12 protein-coding genes, 2 pseudogenes and 1 other annotated feature are annotated in these 17,732 nt (G+C 38.6%); of the genes and pseudogenes, 10 read left to right on the forward strand and 4 right to left on the reverse strand.

Features of this window, described 5'->3' with window-relative positions:
* The first annotated feature begins 341 nt into the window (after positions 1–341).
* The 4 genes from CEF18_RS19255 (at position 342) to CEF18_RS19270 (ending at position 3,868) form a co-directional block, all read left to right on the forward strand.
* Positions 342–1,364 (forward strand): Delta(5) desaturase DesA, encoded by a 1,023-nt coding sequence (locus tag CEF18_RS19255; protein WP_110938133.1) that lies wholly within the window; start codon positions 342–344, stop codon positions 1,362–1,364.
* A 129-nt stretch (positions 1,365–1,493) separates the two neighbouring features.
* Complete coding sequence (locus CEF18_RS19260) at positions 1,494–2,603, forward strand: sensor histidine kinase (RefSeq protein WP_110938812.1); 1,110 nt, start codon at positions 1,494–1,496, stop codon at positions 2,601–2,603.
* A 34-nt stretch (positions 2,604–2,637) separates the two neighbouring features.
* Positions 2,638–3,237 carry a response regulator transcription factor gene (locus CEF18_RS19265; RefSeq protein WP_110938134.1) on the forward strand — a complete coding sequence of 200 codons (600 nt, stop codon included), beginning with the start codon at positions 2,638–2,640 and terminating at the stop codon, positions 3,235–3,237.
* A 130-nt stretch (positions 3,238–3,367) separates the two neighbouring features.
* On the forward strand, positions 3,368–3,868 hold the full coding sequence (locus tag CEF18_RS19270) for a ferritin (RefSeq protein WP_110938135.1): 501 nt from the start codon (positions 3,368–3,370) through the stop codon (positions 3,866–3,868).
* 93 nt (positions 3,869–3,961) lie between these two features.
* Here CEF18_RS19270 and CEF18_RS19275 read toward each other — a convergent pair whose 3' ends face one another.
* A complete protein-coding gene (locus tag CEF18_RS19275; protein ID WP_110938136.1) occupies positions 3,962–5,608 on the reverse strand; it encodes a M20/M25/M40 family metallo-hydrolase in 1,647 nt (548 codons plus the stop codon).
* Between the two features lie 130 nt (positions 5,609–5,738).
* Positions 5,739–6,035: a TIGR04104 family putative zinc finger protein gene (locus tag CEF18_RS19280; protein WP_183041157.1), complete on the reverse strand. Its 297-nt coding sequence runs from the start codon at positions 6,033–6,035 to the stop codon at positions 5,739–5,741.
* A 480-nt stretch (positions 6,036–6,515) separates the two neighbouring features.
* Here CEF18_RS19280 and CEF18_RS19285 point away from each other — a divergent pair, with 480 nt between their 5' ends.
* The 5 genes and pseudogenes from CEF18_RS19285 to CEF18_RS27270 form a co-directional block, all read left to right on the forward strand.
* Positions 6,516–6,767: a hypothetical protein gene (locus tag CEF18_RS19285; RefSeq protein WP_110938138.1), complete on the forward strand. Its 252-nt coding sequence runs from the start codon at positions 6,516–6,518 to the stop codon at positions 6,765–6,767.
* Between the two features lie 117 nt (positions 6,768–6,884).
* Positions 6,885–7,110: a binding site (T-box leader), on the forward strand.
* Between the two features lie 72 nt (positions 7,111–7,182).
* Complete coding sequence (gene argS / locus CEF18_RS19290; RefSeq protein ID WP_110938139.1) at positions 7,183–8,865, forward strand: arginine--tRNA ligase; 1,683 nt, start codon at positions 7,183–7,185, stop codon at positions 8,863–8,865.
* A gap of 50 nt (positions 8,866–8,915) precedes the next feature.
* On the forward strand, positions 8,916–9,701 hold the full coding sequence (locus CEF18_RS19295) for a GNAT family N-acetyltransferase (RefSeq protein ID WP_110938140.1): 786 nt from the start codon (positions 8,916–8,918) through the stop codon (positions 9,699–9,701).
* Between the two features lie 750 nt (positions 9,702–10,451).
* Positions 10,452–12,713 (forward strand): annotated as a pseudogene (locus CEF18_RS26610) (rhamnogalacturonan lyase); the annotation flags it as partial.
* 273 nt (positions 12,714–12,986) lie between these two features.
* Positions 12,987–14,153, forward strand: a pseudogene (locus tag CEF18_RS27270) (hypothetical protein); the annotation flags it as partial.
* A 151-nt stretch (positions 14,154–14,304) separates the two neighbouring features.
* On the opposite strand, the gene CEF18_RS19305 reads toward CEF18_RS27270, so the two are convergent.
* Both CEF18_RS19305 and CEF18_RS27275 read right to left on the reverse strand, forming a co-directional pair.
* Positions 14,305–15,111: a uroporphyrinogen-III synthase gene (locus CEF18_RS19305; RefSeq protein WP_407690434.1), complete on the reverse strand. Its 807-nt coding sequence runs from the start codon at positions 15,109–15,111 to the stop codon at positions 14,305–14,307.
* A gap of 118 nt (positions 15,112–15,229) precedes the next feature.
* Positions 15,230–15,598, reverse strand: a complete 369-nt coding sequence (locus CEF18_RS27275; RefSeq protein ID WP_110938142.1) for a DUF3899 domain-containing protein — start codon at positions 15,596–15,598, stop codon at positions 15,230–15,232.
* 384 nt (positions 15,599–15,982) lie between these two features.
* Between CEF18_RS27275 and CEF18_RS19315 the strand changes: the two genes are divergently transcribed.
* Entirely contained in the window at positions 15,983–17,707 is a 1,725-nt protein-coding gene (locus CEF18_RS19315; protein ID WP_110938143.1) for a peptide ABC transporter substrate-binding protein, read from the forward strand.
* Positions 17,708–17,732: the final 25 nt, after the last annotated feature.

The raw sequence follows: 17,732 nt of genomic DNA on the forward strand, positions 1-17,732 counted from the left end.
TCAAAAAGCATAAATTGGTTTTAAAGAAAAGGAATAATTTAGTTTAAGAGTGAATACTACTATTGATTAGAAATAGTATATTATGTGTTTAATTTTTCTACATAGAATACCGTTATGTAAATATCATCAAAATTGATAGAGGAAGTGTATCTATATGCTAGTAAGGGATAAAACAGCGAGGACCTACTAAAATCTCCAGTATATATGACATATGTCATACCCTTGTTTTGACGTTTATGACTTAACTAGAGCATATAAATCCTATATTCTTATAAAGTAAGACCAATCCTGAATATACTAATTCGAGTTTCAGGAGTTTTATACGAGGAGGAAATACTATAATGAGTAAATCAAATATTGCAGAATTAAAAAAAGAAATGGCTCCATATGAAAAAAACGACACAAGAGCAAGTGTCAAACAAGTAATTAATACGCTAGTACCTTTAGTTATCCTATGGTACTCATCATATTTAAGTATATCTGTATCTTATTGGCTGACTATTCCTTTCTTAATCGCCACAGCTGGATTTTTAGTTAGAACGTTTATTATTTTTCATGATTGTTGTCACCAATCGTTTTTCAGGAATAAGAAGGCAAATGAAATATTGGGTACGATAACAGGGATATTAACGTTAGTTCCTTATCAACAATGGAAAAATAGTCACAATACGCACCACGCAACAAGCAGTAATCTTGATAAAAGAGGTACTGGTGACATGTGGCTCCTTACCGTTGATGAATATAAAAATGCTTCTATTGGGACAAAAATCGGTTACAGAATATACCGTAATCCTATCGTTATGCTAGGAATTGGTCCACTTGCCGTTTTCGCCTTTCAATATCGTTTTAATTCTAAAAAGGCGAGACGTAAAGAGAGAATCAATCTGTATGTCACCAATTTCTCCATTGTTGCTCTTTATGCACTTTTAAGCTTGTTAGTGGGTTGGCAGACTTTTGTTATGCTTCAGCTTCCGATGCTATTAATTTCAGGCATGATGGGTATTTGGTTATTTTATGTACAACATCAATTTGAAGATTCTTATTTTGAACATAGTGATGAGTGGAGTTATGTTCAGGCAGCAGTAGAAGGAAGCTCGTATTATAAGCTTCCGAAAGTATTACAGTGGATCACCGGAAACATCGGTTTTCATCACGTGCATCATTTAAGTCCTAGAGTTCCAAACTACAATTTGGAGAAGGCTCATGAATCATCACAGCCACTTCAGAAGGCTACAACAATCACGTTAGCGACAAGTTTCAAATCACTACGATATCGTCTATGGGATGAAAATGCGAAAAAGTTCGTCTCGTTTGGAGAAGCAAAACGGATAATAAAGCTTGAAGAGGAGTTAGTAAAGAATTAACGAATAGAAATATTAGAGAAACTTTACTTGCATATAAAAGTAACAGTTAGCACCTGGGGAAACCCCCAGGTGCTAACATGTGGTACAATACACTTAATTCAAGAAAATCCATGGAAAAGAGGGAAGGACTTGAAAAATTGGAATCAAAAGTTTCGTAAGAATACAGGGCTTAGTCCATACGTATGGGTCGTCTTTTACATCCTCCCTTTTTACTTCATCGTGCAAGATTCTTCCACACTACAAATTGTTATCGGAATTACAATGGTTGTCGGCTTTTTTATTTGCTATGTTCTGTCATTTGCGTCACATGGCTGGATTATTTATTTAGGTGCAAGTTTACAGATTGCAATTGCAACGGCTATGACACTGCTGTTTGGCTATATATATTTTTTCCTTTTCCTAGCTTTCTTTATCGGCAATCTCAGAAATCGGGGGGCCTTTTTTACGTTATACACGATTCTTCTTATTAGCACATTTGGAACTAGTTATTATGGATTTATTGCCCATAGTGTGTTTATAACACAACTACCTTTTGTATTTCTCAGTATAGTTGCTGTTATTCTTCTTCCGGTAAGTACTTATAACAAAAATAAAGAGGAGCGACTCCAAGGTCAATTGGAGGATGCAAACAAGCGTATTTCCGAACTCGTCAAGCTAGAAGAACGTCAACGAATTTCCAGAGATCTTCACGATACTCTCGGTCAGAAACTTTCATTAATTGGTCTAAAGAGTGATCTGGCTGCAAAACTTATTAGTAAAAATCCGTATCAAGCCAGGACTGAGATTAAAGATGTTCAAAATACTGCAAGAATTGCTCTCAAAGAAGTAAGAGAACTAGTCACAGAGATGAGAGGTACGAGGTTAGAAGATGAGATACCTCGTGTACAGCAAATATTACAGGCAGCAAATATTGACTTCCATTTCAATGGGTCTTTGGAACTTCCGAACACTTCTCTTATTGCGGAGAATGTCGTGAGTATGTGTGTAAAAGAAGCGGTAACTAATATAGTGAAGCATAGCGGGGCCACAAATTGCTCCATCATTATCGAATCAGAAGACAGGGATCTTGCGGTGAAAATAAAAGATAATGGGATTGGAATAGACACTTCAAAAAGTCGAGCAAAAAAAAGTGGTGTAAAAGGAATGAAGGAAAGATTAGAATTTGTTAACGGTAATTTGGAAATCTATGCGGAGAACGGTACCACAGTCGTGATTAATGTACCTGGTGACTATAAGTAAAGGCTAAGCAAAAAAAGAAGAGGGTGAAAAAAGTATGATACGAATTGTTATTGCGGAGGATCAAAAGATGCTGCTCGGAGCGCTGGCTGCTTTACTCGATTTAGAAGAAGACATGAGTGTAGTTGGAAGTGCAAGTAATGGGGAAGATGCTGTGAATCTCGTTTATAAACATGATCCAGACGTATGCATCATGGATATTGAAATGCCTAAAAGGACTGGACTTGATGCAGCGGAAGAATTAAAAGAACTTGACTGCAAAGTCATTATTCTCACTACATTTGCTCGCTCTGGTTATTTTCAGCGTGCTGTGAAAGCAGGGGTAAACGGTTATATGCTAAAGGATAATCCGAGTGAGGAATTGGCTAATGCAATCCGAAGTGTGATGGATGGGCGGCGAATTTATGCTCCGGAACTGGTGGATGAATTCTATAGTCCACAAAACCCCTTAACTGACCGGGAAAATGATGTTCTTGCACTAATGGCAGCCGGTAAAAGTACCAAAGACATAGCGGACGAGCTCCATCTTACTAATGGGACAGTTCGTAACTACATTTCTTCCATCCTTGAAAAATTAGAAGTCACGAATCGAATCGAAGCAATAACACGTTTTAAGGAGAAAGGTTGGTCTAAGTGAGAAGCTAGAGATAAATTTTCCCATAAGACTGTATACCATTTTACTAACTCATTTTCGAATTATATGTTAGCCTTAAAAGAAGGAAAATAATAAATAAGAACAAAAATTGTGAAAAGGTCAGGTGAAGAAGATGATTAGTAAAGACTTAGTTAAAGGATTAAACGATCAAATGAATTATGAATTTTATTCTGCACATGTATATCTTGCTACGGCTGCTTATTGTTCCAACGAAAGCTTTGATGGATTTGCCAGCTTCTTTCTAACACAAGCGGAAGAGGAACGTTTTCATGCGATGAAATTCTATCATTTTATCAATGACATGGGGGAAAAGGCTGAAGTAGCTAGCTTGCCTACTCCAAACAACACCTTTTCTTCTATACTCGAAACTTTTGAAAAATCACTTGAGCATGAAAAAGAAGTAACGAAGCAGATTTATAAGCTTTCTGACTTAGCATTGGATCAACGGGAGCATGCAACAATGACATTCTTAAACTGGTTCGTTGAAGAGCAGGTTGAGGAAGAGGCGACTTTTGATAACCTCATTCAAAAGCTGAAACGTATTAACGATGATAGTAATGCATTCTTTATGCTTGAAGATGAGCTAGGAAAGCGAAAATTCACTGCAGAATAACTAGTAAAGCAAACGGAAAGGTCTATTAAAAGGACCTTTCCGTTTTTTCTATGAAACTTACTATTAAAAATAAGTTTCTTAAATTTTGCTATCTTAGTCTACGGACCGCATCTCTATATCGGAGTTGGTACCACTTTGTTTGCCCATCATACTCTTTAACAATTCTTTTAATATAGATGGCGTGTGAACAAACGCACTTTTCCGATGTAATCGTTCCGTTCGCTGGTGAGGATCTTTTCCGAAGGGACCTACATTCAATACAGGAGCTTGCAGTTGTTTCATTTCTTCAAAAGGAATGGAATAGGTTGTACCCCAAACAGGTGTATTCTCCTTATAGGTTGCTAATTCTCCTCCACTATCTGTGTAACGGAGGTAGCTTAAGTCACAAATCCCATTAAAGTAATGAATATGACCAAGGTTAGCATGATGAGACGCAGCCGTAGCTTTAATGACTTTTACGGCATCTGCAATCCCAGAATCCTCGGATGAATTCACAGCCGGGTAATATGGGGGTGCAAACAAAATTACCATTGCCGGAGCTAATTCCGGACATTGAATCATTAACTCATCTGCAATTCCAAGCGATTTTTCACGGTCATCTAAAAGTGTGTTATCTGTGAAGGCTTCGATTAATTTCTCCACAGTAGCTTCCCCGAACTTATGATTAGCGTGCTTTAAAAGTTCCTCATAACGAATTACCCTCACTTCTCCCACACCAGAAATGTTTTCTCTTCTACAAATCTCTTGATAGGAGATATTGCACTTGCTAGCAGCGTCCAGGGCAGCTTCTTCAAATAAATCAAATATTTCGTCTGCATTACGTTTCATGAGAAAAACATTGTAAAGTGCGGAAGCTCGGTATGGAGTTTGTGTAGAATATTCAAGCTTCAAGTCTTTTTGATGAAGCGATACAGGAAGTGGTGATGTTTCACCTAGGTCATGTTCCCGAAACATCGCATTCCATTCCATTTGCTGAGTCATAAAGGAAGCAATATAATTGGCTGTCATTCCACTCAATGGCTCACCTACATGAGTTTCTTTCCCGAAAAAAAGCGCGGCTGGCATAATCTTTCCCATCGTTCCTGTATAGATATAATGCGTTTCGTCACCGGGGTGCTGGGTGAAAGAAGGCTCACTATTTAGAAACAGCGAATACTCCAAATCATGCTCCTCTTGAAGGTGTAACAGTTCAGGAATCGCGATGCGCATACCTGCAGAGTTAACTTCTTCATCCGGGACCGTTAGAAGTAATAGGTTTATCGGCCATTCCTCAATACTCGCTTGTTCGATAAGGGTCATATGAGTGGCGAGCCCCATTTTCATATCCATTGTTCCACGACCAAACAAATAGTCTCCCGATTCAAGGTCGATCCGTGCTGATTCAGGAAGCGTATGTTTTCGATCATGAAGTTTTAATGTAAGTTCTTCCGGATGAAATGCAAATGGCTCTAATTCACCGTATTCTTCGGTTTGCACTGTATCAAAATGACTGATTAAAACGACTGTCTTTACAGCTTTTGGGTGTTTATATAATGCGGTTAAAAGCTTTCTGCCAAAATCAACATCATGAAGGGAAATTTGATGGGGATTATTTTTAAAATAAGATAACTTTTTAATTTTTTCTTGCAGCTTAATGGGAAACTCTCGTTCACCTGGTGTGAAGGTTCGACTCTCCCAGCTCACAAGCTCGCATAGCAATTTACGTAAGTCTTCGGGTGTATTCCATAACATCTTAGCCATTCTTTAACCTCCTCTTATTAAAATATGCATCTTCCTTATTCATGGGATAATCATAACACCTAAATCATTAAAATCGGAGAGGTAAACAGCTTAATCACTATCTCCTGTTACCGGATAAGTACCCCAAAATTCAAAATACGCCCTCATTTTTATCGGTGAACTCATATGTAAAGGGGCTAATAACCAAGGCAATTAACAGTAGAAGTAACCCTAGTAAAAGAACATTCATTAAAGAGATATGAAAGATATTTAATAGCACCAGCATTAACGTTGCTAACGCGGGGCCGATCCATACTATTTTTCGTTTTTTTCGAGAAGTATTATATTGTTTTGCTCCACAGGATGGGCATTGTTTGGTTCCAGTCATAAATAATAGTTGGATCCATTTAAACGAGTATTGACACGACCAACAGGTAGGTAAATTCAAAATATAACCTCCATCTTTCTGAAAATGAAGGTACTGAAAAAGTTAAGTTTTACTTATTCAGTACCTTTGAGCGTTAGTTCGAAAGGCTTATTTGCCTCACGAAAGCGAATGGTAATTCTTCCAAACAAAAAACTTATTCAGCATCATTGCACCGGTTCGGGAAAAGAAGGGCACTTAGAATGATTGATGCTGAAACTAAAGCCATGTACTTTTTCATTTCTACACCCCCATTTTTCTCTCATTAGTAATCACAGTCAGTCTATTCATTTTAACATAAGGACTAATAACTAAGAGATATACCTCCTCCTTCTTCTATTATGACCTGTACTTACTTTATAGAGGAAAAATGACGAAGCGTTAATTGGAATGTATCGCATATAAGACAGTGAGGGAAAAATAACTAATAGCAACGCAACATTCCTGATTTTGTTACACGTGGAACATTTCCGTTATATGTAAATGCGAAAAGGGGGAAGATGTATGACCATCCAGGAACTTTATAATGAAGCTAAAGTGGAGGAATTCAAAAGTTTAATCTATCTAATTGAGTGGCTTGTATTTGAAAAAAAGGTTGTCTCATTGGAAAGCAATGCAAATAATATTGAATACATTATTGAAAAGTATAAAGGTCAGTTGAACCCGTATCTAATCGATTACAAAACAAAGGTTGAAGGTGCGGCAAGTGGACTGCAATTTTCAGAACCTAAAATTGATGATCTATCAGTGCAATAAATTAATAGCGACAGAGAACTGAAATATAGGGATAAATCATTTAAATGGATATAGAGATCTTGATTTTTTAAATTATCGTGGTAAGATTTAAAATAATATTCGAATGAAATTAATACAGACATATCAGTGACAAAGAGAGTAGTGATTTGTAAGGGAACAGCGAGTCGGGGACGGTGTAAGCCTGATACTTAGCGAATCATGAAGCGCACTTTGGAGATGCTTTCTTGAAAACAAAAGTAGGGAAAAGCCGGGGAGGACCTCGTTATCAACGCCAAGTGGTTTCTATAGGATAGAAACAATCAGAGTGGTACCGCGGGATAAATTTATAGCTCTCGTCTCTTTATCGTTAAAGAGGCGGGAGTTTTTTGTGTCTTTCTGCCTCGGAAAAATTTAAAATCTACGAGGAGGATTCACGGTGAAAATCAAAAAAGATGTTGTAGAGATAGTTTTTAATAGTTTAGAGGGTCAGCTAAGCCGCGAGCAGATTGAGCATATGCTTGAAAAGCCGCAATATGATTATATGGGTGATCTGGCGTTCCCTTGTTTTACTCTTGCAAAGCTGTTCAGACAATCACCTCAAAGTATCGCAAGCGATATTGCCAGTAAAATCACGAATCCATTGGTGGAGAAAGTAGAAGCGGTAAGAGGTTATGTGAATGTATTTTTGAAGAGAGATAAAGTGACTAACGAAGTGATCAATGAGGTGAATCGATCTGCTCAAGAGTATGGGAATCTAGATATAGGCCGGGGAGAGGTAGTCACCCTCGATTTTTCCTCTCCAAACATCGCAAAGCCCTTTTCAATGGGACATTTGCGCTCGACCGTGATCGGAAACTCACTGGCACTAGTCGCTGAAAAGTGCGGATACAAAACGGTAAAGATCAACCATATTGGAGACTGGGGAACGCAATTCGGAAAATTAATAGTTGCCTACCGATTATGGGGGAAGGAAGACACCTTAAGGCAGGACCCTATTAAGGAGTTGTTAAAACTATACGTTCACTTTCATGAGAAAGCGGAGCACGATCCCTCTTTAAATGATCAAGCCCGGGAATGGTTTAAGAAGTTAGAAGAAGGCAATGAGGAAGCAAGGTCGTTGTGGACGTGGTTCAGGGAAGAATCATTACAAGAGTTTTCGAAGATTTATAAGAAACTGGGAATCACGTTTGACTCTTATCATGGGGAAGCATTTTACAATGACAAGATGCAAAGAATTGTCGATCTTTTGGAAGAAAAAAAGATGCTTGAACAATCTGAAGGTGCGCATGTTGTTCCGTTAGAGGATTTGCCGCCGTGTCTGATCAGGAAACGAGACGGCTCAACTCTTTATGCGACAAGGGATTTAGCGGCAGCTGTCTATCGTCAGGAAAATTACCATTTTAAGAAATCTTTATATGTAGTCGGAAATGAACAGAGCCTTCATTTCCAACAGCTATTTACTGTATTGAAGAAAATGGGCTATGAATGGCAGAAAGGCATGGAACACATATCCTTTGGGATGATGCTGAAGGACGGCAAAAAAATGTCGACACGAAAAGGGAAAATTGTCTTATTAGAAGAAGTCATCCAAGAGGCAATTTCGCTTGCTATGAAAAATATTAATGATAAGAATCCTCAGCTTGAAGCGAAGGAAGAGGTGGCTCGTCATGTCGGTACAGGAGCGATTATCTTTCATGACTTGAAGCATCATCGAAGCAATGATATTGAATTTTCACTGGAGGACATGCTGAGATTCGAAGGTGAAACTGGACCCTATGTGCAATATACCCATGCGAGAGCATCCTCACTTTTAGTAAAAGGTCAATTCGAAAAAGATAGTGACCACGTAGGGATTGATGACAAGGAAGCATGGTCCGTTGTGACACAGCTAATGTATTTTCCAAATGTGATCAAACGAGCTTCGGAAAACTCGGATCCATCACAAATTGCCAAATATGTTGTTGAACTGTCACGAGCGTTTAATCAGTACTACGGTTCTGTAAGGGTGTTAGATGACGCTAGTAAACGACAAGCCAGACTATCCCTCGTGTATTCGGTTAAAGCTGTTTTAAAAGAAGGTTTAAGACTACTAGGACTGCAGGCACCCGAAAAAATGTAAGAAGTAAAGAACCTTAATAAACATTTGCCTAAAGAAGAGGTGATCAGTGAATGGTTACATTGATAAAGGAAGATTATCAAATGGTGAAAAGTCTTCTTGAAGAAAATTCAGCAACGGTACCAACCTTTGCTGATGCAATTGTTGATGGATTCATTGAAGGAAATATTTACACGGATGACAAGGTTGAACCACGTTCATTAGTAGTCGAAACACGTAATGGAAAATATTTTGTGTGCGGAGAGCAGAGTCATTCGTGTATACAAGTCTTTAAGAAGTTAATTGACGAAAAAAAAGAAGAAAGTCTGATGATTTTTTCTGGTAATGCAGCTTGGGATACTTATATTGAGAACATCCTGCACAAGACTACCATAGTGAAAACCACGAGAACTTGGTTTATTTTTAATGCGGAGAGATTCTATGAAATGAAAGATACTGTTCCAGCCATACAGACAGAAGTAAAATCGATAACGAGAGACTTAATGAATATGAGTGAAAAGTATAGAGACAGTTACTATAAAAGTAATTGGGGAAATGTCGATTCCTTTTTCACTTGGGGAATTGGAGTCTGTGCGTTACACAACGATATACTAGTGGGTGAATGCATATCCATCTATCGAAGTAATCGAAAAGCGGAAATTGATATATTTACAGAGGATGATTTCAGGGGATACGGACTGGGATTCTTATTAGCAAAACATTTTATCGCTACATGTCTCGATGAAAATATAATCCCGACTTGGGACTGCGATGTAACAAATAAAGCTTCTGTAAGACTTGCGGGAAAAGTAGGTTTTGATAGAGGCCCGGTATATAGCCATTATGAGATAGTGAGATAGTTGTATTTTTTTATACACCAGAATTTATAAAATTGGCAGCTACCTTCACACCGCGCGTATCAAGGGAAACCCATCCTTGATACTTAAAAGATGGCGGTGGAAGCTGACGCTGTATTTAATAAAAGACGCTACGCGTTTTTCTTATACTATAGAGAACAGATTAACTCGGTAGAAGGTATTTAGTAGTAGGCTAAATACCTTCTATTAATGTGTGTATTACTTTTCAATAGTTTTTAGTTGTTTTTAGTATTTAAAAAATTCGGACTTGTTTGTATACTGAACACACCTCAAGAATATCATAACCTCCCCTACAACTATGAGACTTCCATAAGTAACTAAGTTAATGTAAGCGCTTTAAATCTAAGCGTGGCAAAGAAATTCAATCTTATTTGCCAAAGGAGGCGGGGTTTAGAAAAAGTGATCAAATATAGTAGTGTTACTTGGACACATTTTTTAAATATGAGGAGGAGTAAAATGTATAGGAAGAAAAGTATATCTATTTTCATGATTTTTATGATGCTATTTTCAGTGTTATCGAGTATTAGTATTTCAGGAAGTGAAGTATCTGCAGAAGAGGCTGAGGTTGTTACAGGATTGAATGTAACTGGAGTGACAGACTCCACTGTTTCTCTTAGCTGGACCAATTACGAGGGAGCCGATGAGTATGTTATTTATTGGGCCGATAAAAACGTGGAAAACGTTCAGTACCAAAAGGTAGCAACAGTAACTGATGCGGCTTATACCTTTGAAATGTCTACTCATATTCCGCATTATTTCAAGGTAGCCGCTGTTGTTGGCGATACAGAAGAAGCTGTATCCACAACGGTAAAGTCTGAGACGAAAAAAGAGTTTACTATTCAATTAGAAGACCTTGATAGAGGATTGCTTGCAACAACAACCTCTGAAGGTGTTTTTCTTAGCTGGAGACTCTTGTCAGATGAAGTAACAGGATATTCTGATTATGGTCAAAGAGGAACAGATTTCAATGTTTATCGAGATGGAGAACTCCTGGATACCGTGGAGACGAGCACAAACTATTTAGATACAGATGGAACAGGTGCCTCTGAATATTACGTAACTGCAGTAGTAGATGGGGAAGAAACGAGCGATGTAAGTGATACAGCAATGCCATGGGAGGATTCCTATTATGATTTAGAGTTACAAACGCCAGCAGATGGTGTGACTCCAGCTGGGGATTCTTATACTTATAGTGCTAATGATATGAGTGTGGGTGATGTGACAGGTGATGGTAAATATGAATTTATCGTAAAATGGGATCCATCAAATTCTAAGGATGTCTCGCAAGTAGGATATACAGGTAATACGTATATTGATACGTATAAGTTTGATGGGACACTTCTGCACAGAATGGACCTTGGTGTAAATATCCGTTCAGGTGCACATTACACGCAGTTTTTAGTTTATGATTTTGATGGTAATGGAAAAGCAGAAATTATGTTTAAGACTGCTCCTGGCACTAAAGTGATGAACTTCGATGGAAATGGAGAGATTGAGTCAGAAGAGTATATTACTATGCCGGATGAGGACATTGATGCTGGATACAGCAACGAAGATGATTACCGGAAAAATGCGGATGATTATTATGATCATCTCGTTAATGTATTTATGAATTGGCACGAGCATGAAGAAGTTACTGCCGGTAATTGGCCTGAAACACTGGAAGAGGCTTTGGGCACAGATGTGGAGTATGACTACCCGCTTTCTAGAGAGGATGCCGAAAGTTTAGTTGATTATTTCATGGATGTTTATGCACCTAGCCGAAGTAGTAACAATGACTTACGTAATTTCGAAGGCTTTATTTTGGATGGGCCTGAATACTTAACTATTTTTAACGGTGAAACAGGTGCTGAATTGGAGACGATTAAGTACGAACCTGCTCGCGGTGATGATGGCCTAATGTGGGGAGATTATGCCTATAGTAGAATTGAACCCGGCAATCGTGTAGACCGTTTCAATGCTGGGGTAGCTTATCTCGATGGGGAGAACCCATCTGCAGTTTTCAATCGTGGCTATTATACTAGGGCGACCTTCGCTGCTTATGATTGGGATGGGGAAAATCTGCAAGAGGTATGGGTTGCCGATAGTGGGCATGTGCCGATGAACAATCCTTTCAATGATACTCCTCACGGAGCAGCTGGCTCAATTGAGGATTTTGCAAGGTTAGCAGGTCAAGGAAATCATCAAATTAGTACAGCTGATGTTGATGGAGATGGAAAGCATGAGATTATCCATGGTGGTGCAACGCTTGATCATGATGGAACATTGTTATATAGCTCAATGGCAGACCTTCCTGAAGGAAGTGGAGCACCTGGAGAGAATGTCATTTTTGGTCACGGAGATGCGCTACATGTTTCAGATATTAATCCCGATAGACCAGGGTTAGAGATTTGGTCTGTTTTCGAAGCTTCTGCTTGGGCGCCATATGGTAAAGCGCTACGTGATGCCGCTACAGGGGAAGTAATACATGGAGAGTATACTGGCAATGATGAAGGGCGCGGCATGATCGGTGATGTTGTCCGGGGAGAACGAGGTTTAGAAACATGGAACCGTAATTTAAAGGCTGCTGACGGAAAAGTAATTAGCTCCAATACCCCTGGAACAAATATGAACATCAAATGGGATTCGGATATGACAACTCAACTTATCAATGGTTCAGGAAATGCGACACCGACAATTGATGATTGGGAGAATGGTAGACTATTAACTGCTGACGGGACTAGGACCAACAACGGGACAAAGGGTAATCCTTCATTAGTAGCGGATGTGTTTGGTGATTGGAGAGAAGAGCTTCTTGTTCGTACTGAGGATAGCTCCGCAATTCGTATTTACACAAATACAGAAGTTACTGATCGTAAAATGTATACATTAATGCATGACATTCAATACAGAACCGGAATTGCATGGCAGAACGGCAGCTATAATCAGCCTGCGTATCCAAGCTTTTATTTTGCATCAGATATTGATTGGGATTTCGTTCCGGTTCCTAATTACTCTGGTGAACTAGAGTATATTGAAGAAGAAGGACCGGAAATTGATGTGAGTGATATAGAAGATTTAATTGCAGCAGCAAAAGAGATATCAAATGAAAATAATTCCTACACAGAAATGTCTTATCAAACGTTGCAAGAAGCTATTACCGAAGCGGAGGAAGAACTTGAACAAATAATCTATCAGTATCAAGTTAGTAGTGTGGTGAGAAACTTACAGGTTGCTATGGACGGGTTAGAAGAAATTGTTGATTTAGGTCCTGGTTGGAGATTTGACTTTGGATCCTCGACGAGCCCATTAGCAAATGGGTACACAAAAATAACCGATGACACGGTTTATGACGAAGAAACAGGATATGGTTTTGCTGAAGCGGCTGACGGGAACCGAGACCAAGGTGAACCTGATGATTTAAGAAGAGATTTCATCTTGGCTAATGGCAGTGAATTAATGGTCGATGTACCTGATGGAGAGTATGACGTAAAAATTATTACGGGCGCACAAACAGATAGTAATGACACGACATTTTCTCTTGAGCATGAAGACACTCAAGGAGGTACACGAACAGAAGCCGGTGAATTTGCAGAATATAAAGATACAATTGCAGTGTCTGATGGACAATTAAATATCGTATTTACAGGCTCATGGGCTCGTGTAAATGGAATTGAAATTGTTGCAGTAGAAGACTTCAACGTGAAATTCGACTTTGGTTCGAAGGGAAGTCCAACTGCGTATGGTTATGAGCAGGTAGCAAATAGCTTGCTTTATGATAGTGAAAAGGGCTTTGGACTGAACAAAGCTGTAGCAGAACGAGACCGAGGTGGACCTGATGATGTAAGAAGAGATTTCGTGATTGATGGTGATTACGAATTTACCGTCGACCTTCGCGATGGAGATTATCTTCTTCATATTATTGCGGGTGATAATATCGCCTCTAATACTTCGACCTTTTCTGTCGATGGGGAAAGTATTGGGAGTATTGCCTCCGGATCCGGAGAATTTGGAGAATTAACAGAACAGGTGACAGTGACGGATGGACAGTTAACCCTTAATATTGGGGAACGAATCAATGGTCTTGAAATTTACTATGTACCTGAAGATGAAGAGAGTGTAGATGTAAAGGAGCTTGAAGGACTCATTGAAGAAGCAAAAGCTATTTCTAATGAAGAGAAAACTTTCACAGACAGCTCATACGCATCGCTACTAGAAGCTATTGAAGCTGCAGAAGCAGCACTTGAGGCGATTACGACGGAAGAACAGTTACAGGTTGAAATTGCGTCATTACAAAAAGCGATGGACGAGTTAGAAGAGGTACCTGAACCGGAGCATCCAGGGAAAGGTCATAAGGACAATCCAGGCAAAGGACCATTAAACAGTCCTGGTAAAGGGCCAATGGATAACCCAGGTAAAGGGCCAGTAAATAATCCAGGAAAGAATAAGAATTAAAAGTAAAAAACAAAGGAACAAACGACCAGCGGTATTGTGAACATTTACCTTGTAAATGTTATCTAATTAAGAAAGAAAGCCCTGTGCGAATTTCGCTCAGGGCTTTCTTGTACTATATTACTCATATTTTACTAATATTTAGTTTCATTCACTATTTCTCGTAATAGCGACTAAGTTCCTTAATCATTGCGCCCATTCTTTCTAATTCGGGTTGGACCATACGCTCGATACCTTCATCCCGTAAAGCTTCAGCAGTCACTTTTCCAACCGCAACTGCGAGTATATTATCGCCGAAAGCATCTAGTATTTCTTTAGTATAGCCTTTCTCTGTCACGTATTTGAAGAGTGATCTAACTTGAATAGCAGCTGTGAAACAGACGGCATTGACTTTTGATTGCATCACTTCCTGGCAAAATAACTCGACCGTATCCAGGTCAGGATCAATATGTTTATAAGGGAGAATCTGCATGACTGTCGCTCCGGCTTCCTCTAAATAGGTTACAAGAGAGGGGGCATTTTCGCCGTGGAGCTGGACCATGACTCTTTTTCCTTTGAAGTCAAATTGCTTCAAGGACTGAATTAGTCCATTAATTGTCCCGTCGTCATCTTTTGCAAGTGGACTTACTCCAATTTTTTTCAAGGCAGCAAACGTTTTGTATCCTCTTGCTCCTATATCCGTATCTTTCATCATCTGCAAAAATTGATCCCTTATTTCCATTTCTTCGGCTAAATCGAGGAGCGTATTCGCACCCATACCAGTCGTGAAAATCATCCAGTCAAATTTCTCTTGAACAGCTCTTTCAAGATCTTCCTTCACTTGTTTGTCATTTAAAAATACAGTTCCTTGAAGAGAACGAACGAGAGGAGTACCTTTTTGTTTTTCTATTAGTGTACTCATTTCTTCAGTTTTTCTTGAAGCAGCAAGCACGACTTTTTTGTTTTCTAAACTCATGTGAATCGCGTCCCTTCTATATAGTAGTCTGTGTATTATTATAACCTATATTATCAGAGTCGTCGTTTCCTTTAACAAGAGAGAGTTAGAGTACCGCCAGCATATAGGAGTAGGCATGTACTTTTTACATGTAGTAGATGAATAATAACCCACTCATTATAAACAACAACACGAGTATTTGAAAAAGAACAAGATTTAGAAAGCGAGAAGAAATTTTAGTAGAAAGTTTTCGTTCATCGGACCACTCACTCTCGAACTCATCATTTAATAATCGTTTTCCCACTCTACTGAACCCATGAATAATCCCGTCTAAGAAACGTCCTTTAATAATGAAGGAAATTAACCAAACGATTAAATAAGCTAAGGCAACGTAGAATAATGCATTAATATAGTGGAGAAGATTAGACGTAGGTGCAAAGACTATAAAAAGGAGAAAACTGAAGAAAAAATTAAGCAACAAAACAATCCACTTATTATAAATAAACGGCAGCATAAATAATGACCTTCCTTTTTTATAAAATATTGTATGAGATATTATATGACATATTATAGCATAATAATGATGAATCCTAGTCCAATTACGGGGAAAACACAAGATAGGCTCAAGAGCAAAAAAAACACGTAAAACAATTATTACTCAGTTAATTGTAAAATTAGTTACAAATTTATAATTATTTAGTAATATAAAATCAAATCTTCAACACTTTAAACGAACAACGCGGTGAAGTGTGCCAATCTTAATTAGGAAAAAAATTCAAATAAATTCCGAAAAAAAAAGATGCACAATTGAAAAAAAACTTGTATAATATAATTTGTAGTTGGTAGGTACACGCCTAAATATTCAGAAAATATAAATTAAGGGGAGGACAACATCTATATGAGAAAGAAAAACTGGTTTTTAGTAGTACTAGTATTAATGCTTAGTTTAGTGGTTGCTGCTTGTGGTGGCAATAACACAGGTAACGAAGGCACTAATAATGCAGAGGGTAACACTGAAGGAAACAATACTGAAGCAAATAACGCTGAGGGTAATGAAAATGCTGCAGCGTCTGATTCTGAACAAGTACTTAATATTACTGAAGCATCACAGATTCCAACAATGGATTCTTCAATGGCGACTGACGCTGTTGCATTTCAATTCCTAGGGGAATCAATGGAAGGACTTTATCGTTTAGATGAAAACGCATTGCCTATTCCTGGTATCGCTGATGGTGAACCAGAAGTTAGCGAAGACGGTCTTACTTGGACGATTCAACTTAAAGAAGATGCAGTTTGGTCTAACGGGGACCCTGTAACAGCGAATGACTTCGTATTTGCATGGAGACGTGCAGTTGATCCTGATACAGGTTCTGAGTATGGTCCATTCATGATGAATGATGTCATTGCAAATGCAACTGAAATCAACAATGGTGAAGCAGAACTGGAAGAATTGGGAGTAGAGGCTCTAAGTGATACTGAACTAGAGATTACTCTTGCAAAACCAATTCCTTATTTCCATAGTTTACTTACTTTTGGTACATTTTTACCGCTAAACGAGTCTTTTGTGACTGAACAAGGCGATGATTATGCATTAAGTACAGAAAATCTATTATTTAACGGACCATTTACACTAGAAAACTGGGATCCAACAGGAGAAGATCCTGAACAGTGGAGCCTTGTTAAAAATACGAATTACTGGGACGCAGAGACAGTACAATTAGAAGAAGTTAACGTGAGTGTTGTAAAAGAAACAAGTACGGGCGTTAACCTGTACACAAATGGAGAAGTTGATCGTCATCCTCTAAGCGCGGAGTATGTGGAACAATATGCAGGTACTGAAGATTTCCGTTCACTACCTGAGCCAACATTGTTTTACTTGAAAATGAACCAAGGAACAGAGGCACTAGCTAACCAAGACATTCGTAAAGCGATTGCAATGTCTGTTAATAAACAAGATCTTGTAGATGTTATTCTTGCAAATGGGTCTGTCGTGTCTAATGGTGCAGTTCCAGAAGACTTTACTATGCACCCTGAAACAGAGGAAGATTTCCGTGTTATTAATGGAGACTTACTAACTGCAGATCAAGAAGCAGCCAAAGAACATTGGCAAGCAGGTTTAGACGCTTTAGGTGTAGATTCACTTGAACTAGGATTACTTGGAGGAGACACTGAAGTAGCAACAGAAATGGATGCATACATCAAAAACCAATTAGAAGGTAACTTAGAAGGATTAACTGTGAATGTTTCTTCTGTACCATTTGAAGAAAGAATTGCTAGAGATGAAGCAAGTGATTACGATATTCAAAGCTCTGGTTGGGGTCCTGACTACTTAGATCCAAACACATGGTTGGAAATGTGGACTACTGAAAGTCCTTACATGACGATGAATTACAGTAATGAAGACTTTGATGCTTTAATTAACGAAGCGAACAATGAATTACTTACCGAGCCTGTTGAACGTTATGACAATTTCTTAGAAGCTGAAAAAGTATTGATGGAAGACGCTGCGATAGCACCGCTATACCAACGTGCTCGTGCATATCTTTGGAGACCAGATGTTCAAGGGGTAGTATTTAATCCAATGGGCGCAGACTTCTCATACAAGTGGGCGTATATTGAATAATTAACAACATAGGAACAAAAGCTCT

It is taken from the genome of Salipaludibacillus neizhouensis, from assembly GCF_002886185.1.
Taxonomy (GTDB): Bacteria; Bacillota; Bacilli; order Bacillales; family Salisediminibacteriaceae; genus Salipaludibacillus; species Salipaludibacillus neizhouensis.